The sequence below is a fragment of the Staphylococcus nepalensis genome (assembly GCF_002442935.1).
GTDB lineage: Bacteria > Bacillota > Bacilli > Staphylococcales > Staphylococcaceae > Staphylococcus > Staphylococcus nepalensis.
Genome location: NZ_CP017466.1, coordinates 2231808 through 2244913, shown reverse-complemented (window position 1 = coordinate 2244913; position 13106 = coordinate 2231808). Strand labels below are relative to the sequence as shown.

At 35.6% G+C, this 13106-nt stretch carries 11 protein-coding genes and 1 pseudogene; all 12 read left to right on the top strand.

Annotation, left to right across the window (positions count from 1 at the left end; genetic code table 11):
• The first annotated feature begins 15 nt into the window (after positions 1 to 15).
• Positions 16 to 1200: a phage portal protein gene (locus BJG89_RS10645; RefSeq protein ID WP_096810565.1), complete on the top strand. Its 1185-nt coding sequence runs from the start codon at positions 16 to 18 to the stop codon at positions 1198 to 1200.
• Complete coding sequence (locus BJG89_RS10640; RefSeq protein WP_096810564.1) at positions 1163 to 1891, top strand: head maturation protease, ClpP-related; 729 nt, start codon at positions 1163 to 1165, stop codon at positions 1889 to 1891. Before BJG89_RS10645 ends, BJG89_RS10640 begins: the two co-directional genes overlap by 38 nt.
• Positions 1892 to 1903: 12 nt before the next feature.
• Positions 1904 to 3103 carry a phage major capsid protein gene (locus tag BJG89_RS10635; protein WP_096810563.1) on the top strand — a complete coding sequence of 400 codons (1200 nt, stop codon included), beginning with the start codon at positions 1904 to 1906 and terminating at the stop codon, positions 3101 to 3103.
• A gap of 95 nt (positions 3104 to 3198) precedes the next feature.
• On the top strand, positions 3199 to 3480 hold the full coding sequence (locus tag BJG89_RS10630; RefSeq protein ID WP_096810562.1) for a hypothetical protein: 282 nt from the start codon (positions 3199 to 3201) through the stop codon (positions 3478 to 3480).
• Positions 3470 to 3829: a hypothetical protein gene (locus tag BJG89_RS10625; protein WP_232514177.1), complete on the top strand. Its 360-nt coding sequence runs from the start codon at positions 3470 to 3472 to the stop codon at positions 3827 to 3829. Before BJG89_RS10630 ends, BJG89_RS10625 begins: the two co-directional genes overlap by 11 nt.
• Positions 3826 to 4251: a hypothetical protein gene (locus BJG89_RS10620; protein ID WP_096810560.1), complete on the top strand. Its 426-nt coding sequence runs from the start codon at positions 3826 to 3828 to the stop codon at positions 4249 to 4251. Before BJG89_RS10625 ends, BJG89_RS10620 begins: the two co-directional genes overlap by 4 nt.
• On the top strand, positions 4248 to 4643 hold the full coding sequence (locus BJG89_RS10615) for a hypothetical protein (protein ID WP_065865682.1): 396 nt from the start codon (positions 4248 to 4250) through the stop codon (positions 4641 to 4643). The genes BJG89_RS10620 and BJG89_RS10615 overlap by 4 nt, the downstream gene beginning before the upstream one ends.
• Positions 4644 to 4676: 33 nt before the next feature.
• Positions 4677 to 5306, top strand: coding sequence for a major tail protein (locus BJG89_RS10610; RefSeq protein WP_096810559.1), 630 nt, complete (start codon positions 4677 to 4679; stop codon positions 5304 to 5306).
• Between the two features lie 96 nt (positions 5307 to 5402).
• Positions 5403 to 5933 (top strand): Ig-like domain-containing protein, encoded by a 531-nt coding sequence (locus BJG89_RS10605; protein ID WP_096810558.1) that lies wholly within the window; start codon positions 5403 to 5405, stop codon positions 5931 to 5933.
• Positions 5934 to 6000: 67 nt separating this feature from the next.
• Complete coding sequence (gene gpG / locus BJG89_RS10600) at positions 6001 to 6351, top strand: phage tail assembly chaperone G (RefSeq protein WP_096810557.1); 351 nt, start codon at positions 6001 to 6003, stop codon at positions 6349 to 6351.
• A 41-nt stretch (positions 6352 to 6392) separates the two neighbouring features.
• Entirely contained in the window at positions 6393 to 6557 is a 165-nt protein-coding gene (locus tag BJG89_RS14610; RefSeq protein WP_096810556.1) for a hypothetical protein, read from the top strand.
• Positions 6558 to 6579: 22 nt separating this feature from the next.
• A pseudogene (locus tag BJG89_RS10590) lies at positions 6580 to 12837 on the top strand (phage tail tape measure protein); the annotation flags it as partial.
• Positions 12838 to 13106 lie beyond the last annotated feature (269 nt).

Sequence of the window (13106 nt, the reverse complement as noted above, 5' to 3'; positions counted from 1 at the left end):
TTTGGAGGTGGTTAATTGGGCATATTTGCAGATGCGTTTAAAAGAAATATAGAGCTTAGAGATGCTTTGGATTTAGATTTAGCTGATGACCCTGCCAGTAGGTCATATTTAAAAAGAATCGCTTTAGAAACATGCATAAATTTCATCGCAAGAACATTTAGCCAATCTGAATTTTGGGTTAAAGATAAAAATAAGTTATTAAAAAATAAAATTTATTATAAATTAAACGTTAAGCCGAATACAGATTCAAGTGCAACTGATTTTTGGCATAAAGTTATATATAAACTGGTATATGACAATGAAGTTTTAATTATTAAAACCGATTCAGATGATTTAGTGGTAGCCGATGATTTTTATAGAGAAGAATACGCATTATATGAAGACTTGTTTAAAGATGTTGTTATAAAAGATTATCAATTTAAAAGGTCTTTTAAAATGAGTGAAGTTATTTATATGAATTATAATAATGATAAATTACAAAAGTTTGTTAATAGTCTGTTTTCTGATTACGGCGAATTATTTGGTCGTATGATGGATACGCAACTAAGAAAAAATCAAATTCGCGGGCTATTAAGAGTAGAGAATGGCGGCGGCGAAATATCAGAAAAACAAATGAGTAGATTACAAAAATTTGCTAATAAAATATACGATAAATTTAAAAATAATAATGTGGCTATTGTTCCAGAAGTATCAGGGTTTCAATATGAAGACCTAACTAAAAGTGATGGTTCAAAAGGAACTGATAATGGAGCAGAGAATATTCAAAAAGTTAAAAAACTATTTATTGATGATGTAGCTAAGATTATTGGTATTCCACCTAATTTAATACATGGAGATGTTTCAGATTTAGCTAATGCTATGGAAGCGTATATCGATTTTTGTATTAACCCTCTTATTTCAAAAATAGAAGATGAATTAAATAGCAAATTATTTACTGAAAATGAATTTTTAAATGGAAAACGTATAGAAGTTGCTGGTATTAACAAAGTTGACCCTATTAAGAATGCAGAAAAAGTTGATAAGTTAATATCTTCAAGTGCAGCAAAACAAAATGAAGTTAGAGAAATGCTCGGTCTCGAACCTGTAGAAGGTGGAGACCGTTTTATTTTGACGAAAAACTATGAGAAAGAAGGAGAAAATACATCGAAAGGGGGTGAGAAAAATGACAACGAAGGAAGAATTGATGAAAGCAAGCGCTAAGTATCAATTTAAAAATGAAGCAAAAGACGGTGGTGTCATACTCACTCTTTCAGGACCGATTGCAAAACCTTCAATTTTTGCTGATGAAACAATAAATAGCGCTGATATAGCTGAAGTATTAGATGACGTGGATAAAGATATTACTATTCGTCTTAATTCTCCAGGCGGGGACGCTTTTGAAGGCATAGAGATTTACAACTACTTAAAAAATCATCCTTCAAATATAACGATTGAAGTTACTGCTCTGGCAGCAAGCGCAGCCTCAATTATTGCAATGGCTGCTGATGAAACTGTTATGGGTAAAGGCGCTTCAATTATGGTTCATGAAGCTTCAACTATTGCAATTGGCAATAAATCAGAAGTTAAAAAAACATTAAATGCATTAGAAACAATTGATGAATCGATTGTTGATGTATATGAAGAAAAAACAAATTTATCGCGTGATGAAATTGTAAATCTTATGGAAGAAGAAACTTGGTTCACGGCACAAAAAGCAGTTGAAAAAGGATTTGCCAATCGTACTAAAGATGTGTCTGATATATCTAAAGGAAATAGTAATAACAAGCAAAACATTACAAATCAGCAATTTAACAATGAGATGAGAGATGCAATTGTTAATTTGACTAATGAATTTGCCTCTTTAAAAGAGAAGTTACCTACAGAAAATAAAAAGAAACCAAAATACTTATAGGAGTGGATAATTATGACAATTAAATTTAAAGATGACGTTGAAAAAAACGTGAAAAACTTGCGCGAAGAATATTTTGAAGCAGTGCGCAATGAAGCAGAACAAGAGGTAGTCGAACAAAAATATAACAATTATATGGCAGCATTTTCAGACGGATTACGTGATGAAGTATTAAAACAAGCGCGTGATGAAGTAAATAATACTACTAGTGATAACCAAATTAGAATGAACCGTGGGAATAATGTTTTAACTGCTGAAGAAAATAGGTTCTTCACTAATTTAGTTGAAGATGATGCAGATTTAGATACTTACAAAGAAGGTGTTATTTTACCAGAGACTACCGTTGTACGTGTATTTGAAGATATGCAAAAGGCACGTCCATTATTATCAAAAATTAACTTTCAATTAGCTGGTATTAAAACTCGAATGATTGTAGGTGATCCAAGCGGCGCAGCAATTTGGGGAGAAATTTTCGGTAAAATTCAAGGGCAAATTCAAGCGAACTTTAAAGAATTAAACTTTTCTCAAAATAAATTAACGGCTTTTGCAATTGTACCTAAAGATATGCTTGACTTTGGACCGCAATGGGTTGAGCGTTATGTTCGTACACAATTATCTGAAGCAATGGCGTTGAAATTGGAAGAAGGTATTGTTTTAGGTAAAGGTGCTGCATCTAACGAACCATACGGTTTAACTAAAGACCTTATTCTTGATGATGAGGGTAAAATTACAGGTGCAAAAGACAAAGAAACAACTGGAACTTTAACTTTTGAAGACGCTAAAACAACGGCAAATGAGTTAGCTGGAGCGTTAACTACACTTTCTACTAAGGAAAATGGTGCGAAAGTCGATGTATCCTCTGGTGTAGCTTTAGTAGTTAACCCTGCAGACCAATTCTACGTTAAAGCACAAAATACAATGCAAACAGTAAACGGTGCTTGGGTAACTTCATTACCTTTTAACGTTGATGTTACTACTTCTGAATTTATTCAGGAAGATAAAGCATTATTTGTAGTAGGTAATCGTTATTATGCTGTTCAGACAGGTCAGGTAAACATTAAATCTTATGACCAAACGTTAGCTCTAGAAGATGCAGATGTCTTTATTGCTAAACAAAATGCTCATGGTTTACCAGATGATAATAAAGTAGCTTTATTATATGACTTGAAATTGGATGGTAAGCCTAATAAAGATTCAGAAAACGAAACGCCCTAATCGTCCCCAAAAAGTAGAAGTAGAGACTAGAGCAAAATCTATCTCTATTACTGCTGAATAGGGGTTCAGTAATAAATAGTGAAAGAGGTGGTTAATTGATTGCGGATGAACATATAGAAGAAATGAAAAGACGTTTGAAAATATTTCATACTGCTGAAAATAAACATATAGAATCATTACTAAAGCAATCATACAAAGATATTAGTTATCGTTGTCAAAGTTTTGTTATGGGTGAATCATTAAGAGGTACTGAACTTGTTTATGAACGTACAAGGTATGCGTATAATGATTTGCTTGAATACTTTCACGAGAACTTTATATCTCAAATAACTTCTTTTGCTTTAGAAAACATGGAGGAGGAAGATTATGAAGAATAATTTTAAACCTCCTGAATTAGGTAACGGCGATTTAAGAACGCCTGTGACATTTTATGAATATATTAAAAAAGGACCTTATCCAGATGATTTAGAAAAAAGTGAATTACATTCATGTATGGCAGAGACTTATAGCCCTTCAATGAAAGATAGAGAAGTGCTAAATGTAAATGAAACTCAATACGGCCTTACAATTGCAATCAGAGACCCTTTACAATCTTATACACCTAATAATAAACATAGTGTTGAAGTTGAAGATTTCAGATTAGAAAAGAATTTATTCAATATATACGATGTACGTTTTGACAAACCTGAAAGGGGATTTATAACGGTGGTATTAGGTGAAAAATGAGTAAATCTAAAGTGAATGGTATATATGATGTAAAGCTTAAAGGCGAAAAAGAGTTAATGAAAAAGGTGGAAGCAAAATTTGGTCAAAAAGCAATGAAAGTAAAGAATGATAAAGCTTTAATTGAGGCATCTGACTTTTTAAAACAAGAATTAAAATATCAATTTGAAGATTTTAGAGATACAGGCGCGACCATTCAAGAAATGAAGCGAGGGAATCCTGAAACGGTTGCTGGTCAAAGACGGATTATGATTCATTGGGAAGGTCCTAAGGAAAGAAAAAATATCATTCATCTTAATGAACATGGCTATACACGTAATGGTAAAAAGTATACACCTCAAGGTTACGGTGTCATTGCCAAAACATTAGATGCATCACAAACCAAATACCGTGGCATCATTCGAAGAGAGTTGAACAAAAAGTGAATATACTCAAATATATTACGAATATCATTATTAACGACCCTATACTCGCATCAGAAGTAAACAACCGCATTTATTATTACGAAGTAACAGAAGTGGATGATACGAGTGATGCGTTTGTCGTTTTAACCCCGATATTAGATCGTCCAAGCACATATGTTTCTGATAAATATCTATCGGAAACTTATTTTTTTCAAGTCGATGTTGAATCTTATAATCATCAACAAACGATAGATATAACGAAACGGATTCGTTATTTACTATCAAATGAAAATTTAAATCAAGCATCATCACAATTAGATGACTATTTTAAAGCAACACAAAGGTATGTGATGTCACGAAGATATCGTGGCATACCTAAATACCAATATTACAAAGGTGAACGTGTCGAATAGATGCGTTCTTTTTAATTCAAGGAGGAAAAAATTATGGCAGTAGTAGGATTTGAAAAAGTACATGTAGGTATTTTTGATGAAGATGAAAAAATTAAGAAATTAATGACATGGAAAAATGTAAAAGGTGGTACGGTCAATCTTAACATTTCAGGATTAGCCCCTGAAAAAGTTGAAATGCGTGCTTCAAATAAGACGGTATGGTCTAAGAAACAAGGAACAGGCGAAGTTCAGTCAGAACTGGATGTATTTAATGTACCAGATAAAGATTTAGATGCCGTTTTAGGTCGTGATTCAGATGAAAATGGCACTTCATGGGTGGGTGAGAAAACACGTGCGCCTTATGTTGCGTTAATTGGGGAGTCAGAAGATTTATTATCAGGCGAACCTGTGTATCTTGCGTTAACTAAAGGAATAATGAGTCTTGAATCTATTGAATGGAAGACAACGCCAAAAGAAGCAGAAGAACCAGAACCACAACAACTTACAGGTGATTGGATCGCACGTACTATTAATGGCGAATCACGTACTTATGGTTATCATGTTGGTAAAGAAGGATCAGATGAATTGTTCCAAAGTGTATTCCCTGGTTACGAAAATGTTGGAGAAGGCGAAATCCCAGACAATGACAATTCAAATGATAACGAAGCAGTAGAAACACCCTAAGGCACCCCAAAATGTAGCGATAACAGCTAAAAGTAAATCGGCTGTTATTTCTGCAGAATAGGGGCTTTTTAAATTAAATTACTAGGAGGCTTTTAAATGGCAGACATTTTAAAAATTTATAAAGACAACGAAGTTGTAGGTCAAGGTGAACGTGGTGAAGATGGTAAAGCTAGCGTTACGATTGAAGGTCTGGACGCAGATACAGCATATGAAGCAGGCACATATCAAGCTGCTTTTAGTAACGATAATGGTGAATCTGACAAAACAGATGTACCACGATTTAAAACAAATCCAATTAAAGTAACAGGCGTTTCCCTTGATAAAGAAAGTTTAACGCTAAATGTTGGAGATACAGAAACTATTCAACCAACGGTTGCGCCATCGACTGCGACTAATAAAGGTGTAACTTATGCATCATCAAATAGAGATGTAGCTACAGTAAATGAAGATGGTACAATTACAGCAATTGCAGACGGTACAGCTAACATTGAAGTTACTACTGAGGATGGTAATAAAAAAGCAACATGTGCCGTCACAGTAGAAACTGAAGAAGAACCTGCACCAGAAGAACCCGATAATGTAGAAGTAGAAACAAATGAAAACGATGCAGATGTATCAGCAGAATAAATAAACAAGGCGACTTCGGTCGCCTATTTTTGTATACAAAAATAATTAACTTTAAGGAGACAATAACATGATCAAATTTGAAATTAAAAACCAAGAAACAGGTAAAGTAGAAAGCTATTCAAAAGACGTTATCACGATGGGCGAAGCAGAACGTTTTTATGAATGGATGGAAAGTCGAGAAAAAGAAGTGAATAAAGAAAAGCCAGATATGAAAAAAGTGAGAAAAATGGAACGTGATTACTTAGTTAGTTTGTTTGAAAAACAAGGTTTAACAGAAGAAGACATTTTAAATAACATGGGTACAAAAACATATTCTTATGTATTAGGTGAAATATTTCGAGAAATCAGCGGTGAAGATGAAGCAGATTCAGAAGATGAAACAAGCCAAGAGGGAAAGACAGAAGAACAAGCTCAATAAAAGAAATTTTATCAAGATTTAGAAATGCGTATGAATTTTGTATGAAAAACTTTGGTTGGACTTTAACAGAAGCTAAAGAACAGCCTTACTTAGAATTATTTGCTTTTCTAAGTGGCAATGATAACGAAGATGAACAACAATCTAAGTCTAAAAAAGACCAAGAAGTTATCAAAGGTAAAGGCATAATTAAACTATTGAATGGATAGGTAAGAAGGGAGGTATACATATTTGGATAATATTCAAGGTTACGCGATAAAGAATACTATGGATAACACAGGCATAGAACAAGGCATGAAAAGTCTTAAACGCCAGATGGGTGTATTAAGTTCAGAAGTGAAAGCGAATATGTCTAGTTTTGGCAAAGCTGAGAAGTCTGTACAAAAGTATCAAACACGGCTTGATGGACTTAATAATAAAATGAAAGTCCAAAAGAAAATGTATGATCAAGCTAAAACTGATTTAAATAACGTTAAGAGTTCTTATGAGAAAGCTTCAAACAGTATTAAACAACAAGAACAAAAAGTTAAAGAGCTTGCCGAAGCACATAAGAAGCAAGATGAAGCGATGCGTAAATCTAATCAAGAGATGAAAAAATCTAATAAGGAATTAGATAACGCTAAAATGAAACAATCTGTATTAAGTGCTGAAAAGGCCAAAGCTAAAACAAAACTCGATGACTTACGTTCTGCAGAAAGACGTTTAAAAGAATCAGGCAAAGCCTCTACTGAACAAATTAAACAAGCTTCTAATGCGACCAAACAACAACGTGAAGTCCATCAAAAATTAATTGCTAGCCACAAAGAAGAAACTGCAAATGTTAAGAAGTTAACCCAATCTAATAAAAGCATTACAGAAGAAAATAAAAAGGTTAAAGCTTCTTACCAACAATCAAATGACGCAGTTAAAACTGCTGAAAAAGAATATGACAAACTTTCTAAAACAATCAAAGATTATCCAAAAGACTTAGCGAAAGCCGAAAAAGCTGTTAATAATGAAAAAGCTTCAATGAATGGTTTGCAAAAAAGTATTGATAAAGCTGAACAAGAGCTAAAGCAAATGAACAAACAACAAATGATTGCTAATAGCTCATATACAAAACAAGCAGACCATTTAGACAAAATGTCAGAGAAGTATGGCAAGATGTCTCAAAATATGCGTTCAGTAGGACGTAATATGTCTATGTATGTGACAACACCGATTGCTGGCGCTATGGGCTACGCAGGTAAACTTGGCGTTGAATTTGACGATGGCATGCGTAAGGTACAAGCCATCTCTGGCGCTACAGGTAAAGATTTAGACGCGTTGAAAGCGAAAGCCCGTGAAATGGGTGCGACTACTAAATTCAGTGCGAGTGATAGTGCTGAAGCTATGAACTACATGGCTATGGCTGGTTGGAAATCGCAAGATATGATGAGTGGTTTGCCTGGGATTATGGATTTAGCTGCTGCATCAGGTGAAGAATTAGGTACTGTTTCTGATATTGTTACTGATGGATTAACAGCATTTGGGCTTGAAGCTAAAGATAGTGGCCGTTTTGCGGATGTCTTAGCGTCAGCTAGTGCAAATGCGAATACTAATGTTCAAATGATGGGTGAAGGCTTTAAATACGCTGCCCCTGTAGCTGGCGCATTAGGTTATAGTATCGAAGATACTTCAACAGCTATTGGGTTGATGAGTAATGCGGGTATCAAAGGGCAAAAAGCTGGTACAGCATTACGTACCATGATGACTAATATGACTCAAGATACAGCAAAAGCAAAAGAAAACTTCCAAAAATATGGTGTAAGTTTAACCGACTCTAACGGTAAAATGAAATCATTTAAAACAGTGATGGATGATTTAAGGAAAAATATAGGAAATCTAGACGAAAAACAACAAGCTCAAGCTGCGACTACATTATTTGGTAAAGAAGCGCAAGCAGGTGCGTTATCTATTATTAATGCTTCTCAAAAGGATTATGACAAACTATCTAAATCTATTGATAACAGTGAAGGCTCGGCTAAGAAAATGGGCGACACAATGGAAAAAGGCTTAGGTGGTAGTTTAAGAGAATTAAAATCAGCTGCCGAAGAGCTTGGGTTATCTGTTTTTGAAACTATTCAACCTGCTTTATCGGGTATGGTTGGCGGTTTGAAATCAACGGTTGATTTCTTAAATGATTTACCTAAAGGTGCAAAAGTAGCAGGTGTAGCTATTGCAGGCGTAGCTGCCGCGATTGGTCCCGTAACTTTAGGTGTAGGCCTATTATTAAGAGCGGTTCAAGCAGCAGCTGGTGGTTACGCACAACTTAATCGACGTATGGCTGAAAACTCTGCAGAAGCTGCAATTAATGCAGGAGCAACTAAAGCGAATGCAGGCGCAATTACTGCGTCAGGTAAGAGTGCTAAAGGTTCTGCAGGTTTATTTGGACGTTTCGGTAAATCAACAGGTAAAGCAGCTGGAAAAGTTAGTTTATTAGGTCAAGCGAGTAAAGTTTTAGGTAATGGTATTAAAATTTTGGGCGGTCCAATTGGCTGGATTATTACAGGTGTTACGTTATTAGGTGGCGCCTTTATTAAAGCATACAATAATGTTGACTGGTTTAAAAAGGGTGTTGATGGTTTATTTGATGTCATCAAAACGTTTGGTGGCGGCGCTATTGATCAACTTAAAAACTTAGGTGGTTGGTTCTCGAAAACAGGAAGTAAAATCAAAGAAACTTTCTTTGATGAAATGAAACAAGGCTATAAAGACTTAGACGATGACGATTTATTAAAAAAAGCTGGCGATGGCTTTAAAAAATTCATGGATAAAGTTGGTACAGCCTCAGATAAAGCAACCGATACAACTAAAGTTTTAGGTAAAGGCGTTTCTAAAGAAACTAAAAATGCTTTAGATAAATATGTTAAGTATTCAGAAGATACAACGCGTGTTTTATCAGATATCAAACTAAATCATGGCAAAATCACAGATGATATGCGTGAAAAACTTGAAACTTCAGTTCGAAAAGGTGGAGAAGAAGCCTTAAAGCAAATTCAAAAACGTAATAAAAAAGTATCCGATGAATTGAATGATATGCTTGAAAACAGTGAAGCGTTTACTGCCCAAGAAAAACAAGATATGATTCAAAAAAATCAAGAGGCATCTGATGAAAAAATTAAACGACTTGAAGAGCTAAACCAAGAAATCGAAGAATTAGAACTAAAACAATTTAACGACGGGAAACTTACAGCTCAAGAAGAAAAAGACCTAAAAGCTAAATTGGATGAACGTAATCGTATCACAACCGAAAGTATTGCGAAAGGACAAAAAGAGCAACAAGCTATTTTATCAAGAATGAACGCTAACACAGGTGCTATTGATACACAACAAGCAAGTGAGGCTATTAAAGATGCAGTCAAAGCAGAGAAAAAAGCTAAAAAAGAAGCTAAAAAACAACGTGAAGATGATGTTGTTCAAGCTGATGATTTACTTGCTTACGGCGAAATTGATCAAAAAGAACACGATAAGCGAGTTAGAGAAATCGAAGATGCTTATGATGAAGCGATAGATACTGCTGAAGGCAAAACTGGTGACATACGTAAATCAGTTAAAAAGAACAATAAAGATATAGCGGATGACATAGATTTATCTAGTGGTCATGTTTATTCTAATTCTGAAAAATGGTATAAAAAAACGAAAAATTTTATAAAAGATGATTGGAATAGTTTTTGGCAAGATGTAGGTTCACAAGCTTCTGGAATTGGCACTTGGATAGGCGATCAAACCGATGAAATTATTGGAGCTTTCAAAAAAGGTTGGGGCAAAGTTGAAGATTTCTTTACAGAAACGGATTGGAAAGAGCTTGTTAATGGTTGGTTTGAGAACATCGGTGAATGGATTGCTTCCCCATTTAAAGCGATAGGTGAAGATATTGGCGATGCCGTTTCTTCTTGGAAAGAAAATATTTCTGAAGCTGGCGAAGATATTAAGAGTGGTTTTGATACTATCACTGGTTGGTTCTCTGAACAAGGTCAAGAATTCTGGGATGCCCTTAAAGAAGGTTGGAATATTGCTATAGAAGCTGGCGGAGATCTTTGGAACTCTTTAACTGGCTGGTTAGGTGAGACTTATGAAAATGTTTCTGGTTGGTTTGTTGAAAAAGGCAGCAATATCTGGTCAAGTTTGAAAAATGGTTGGAATACAGCGATTGAAACCGGCGGTGATTTGTGGCAATCCTTAACAGGTTGGTTATCTGAGAAGTGGGAAAGTACGAAAGAATGGTTCTCAGAAAAAGGCGGCCACATCTGGTCTAATATTAAAACTGGCTGGAACAATGCTTTAGAGACGGGCGGTAATCTCTGGTCTTATTTAACAGGTTGGCTTGGCGAAAAATGGGAAGATACGAAAGAATGGTTTTCTCAAAAAGGTCATCATATCTGGTCTAATATTAAAACAGGTTGGAATGACGCGCTTGAAATTGGAGGCAATCTCTGGTCTTCATTGACAAGTTGGCTCGGTGAAAAGTGGGAGGAAACTAAAACGTGGTTCTCTCAAAAAGGCGGTCATATTTGGTCGAATATTAAATCAGGATGGAATAATGCGCTTGAAACTGGCGGTAATCTATGGTCATCGATTACTAACAAACTCGGTGAAAGTTGGGAAAATACCAAGGGTTGGTTTAGTGAAAAAGGTCAAAATATTCAACAATCATTCAAAAATGGTTGGAATTCAGCTTGGGATACAGCAGGTAATATTTGGGGCAAAGTGACGAAAGGTGTATCTGATACCTGGGAAAATGTGAAGACATCAACCCGTGACAAACTCGAAGAAGCTAAAGGTACTGCGACCGATAAAACAAAAGGTATTTGGAAAAATACATCTAAATGGTTTGGAGATACTTACAATTCAGCGAAAGATAAAGTAACAGGTGTTTATACTAAAACGCGTGATAAATTTACAGACGCTGCAGGTAAAGTGTGGGATAAATCCAAATCAGCATACGACGGTACGAAAAAATGGTTTGGTGAAACTTATGAAAAAGCTAAAACTAAGGTCACAGGTGTTTATAATCAAGCAAAAGGTAAATTTACCGATACCGCGAGTACAGCTTGGGATAAATCGAAATCTACGTGGAAAGGCACAAGCAAATATTTCGGTCAAGCTTATAGTTCTGTTAAAACTAATGTAAGTAACATGTGGGGTAAAGCTAAAACAAGTTTCGGTAATATTGCTGGTGAAGGTTGGAAGAAAGCAGAATCTGTTTATAAAGGCTTCAAAAAATGGCTGGGCGATACGCTACAATGGATTAAAGACATTGGTGCCGATATGGGTAAAGCCGCAGGCGATTTAGGTAAAACAGTTGCCAATAAAGCTGTAGATGGTTTGAATGGTATGATTGGCGGCGTTAATAAGATATCAAAAGCCATTACGGGTAAAAACGAACTTATAAAAAAAATACCTCATTTAGCTACAGGTACTTATGACGGTTCAACGCTCTCTACGGATTCAAATGGTGGGTTAAGACAACCTACGGTTGCAATGGTTAACGATAAAGGACCAGGTAATGGACCGGGCGGACGGACACAAGAGCTCATTCAACGTAAGGATGGTTCAATTGATGCGCCACAAGGTAAAAATACGATTGTTGGATTAGGCAAAGGTGACGGTGTTATTAACGCTAGGCATACGCACAAACTTCAAGAACAAGGCATAATACCTAAACGCTTATCAACGGGTACAGGAACTAAAATACCTCGTTTCTCTAAAAGTAGTAAGAAGAAAAAAACATATGAACAAATAGCTGATAGCATCAAAGATGTATCTGGTGGTTTTAAAGATAAAGCATCTAAAACAGCTCATGGCATCAAAGATAAAACAGCAGATGCAATGGAAACTGTTGGAGATAAAATGAAAGATAGCGCATCTTGGCTTGGTGAAAAAATCGGTGATGTTTGGAAATATGTTAAACATCCGGGTAAATTAGTGAATAAAGTTATGGATAGTATAGGCATCAACTTCGGCGGTGGCGATAACGCTACCGTTAATTTAGTTAAAGCTGCTTATAAAAACTTGAAATCTTCATTAGTAGACAAAGTGAAAGACTGGTTTACAGAAGCTAAAGGTGGCAATGGTGATGCTAGTTGGTTGCCATGGGATAATATCTTGCAAACATTTGGACATTACACTGGTGGGCTTATGTTTAATGGTGGTCGCCACTATGGTATAGATTTTGGTATGCCTATAGGAACACCAGTAAAAGCTGTCGCTGACGGTAAAGTTTCTAAAGTTTGGAACGATTACGGTGGCGGTAAATCGATTGAAGTTCAGGTTGGTAAGAACTTATGGAATTGGTACATGCATTTATCTGAACAGATGGCTAAACAAGGTCAAAAAGTAAGTGCTGGTGATGTCATCGGTAAATCAGGTGATACAGGTAACTTTGTAAATGGAGCTCACTTACACTTCCAATTAAACAAAGGTGATCACTCTGGAAACGATACAGCTATCAATCCTAAGCAGTGGTTAGAGTCATTAGAGAGTAAAGGCGGTAAGAATTCAGGACAAAAAGCAGTTCAAGCATGGAAACCAGAAGTAATGAAAGCATTAGGTCTAGCAGGTCTGCCACAAACATCAACATATGCAAATGCTTGGTTAAGACAAATCAACACTGAATCAACTGGCAATCCAAAAGCGGTAGGACCTGGCAGTTCAGAAGGTAATCCTAAAGGGTTAGTTCAAGTTAAACCTGGTACATTTAACGCATTTAAGTTAAGTGGACATGGAAATATATTCAA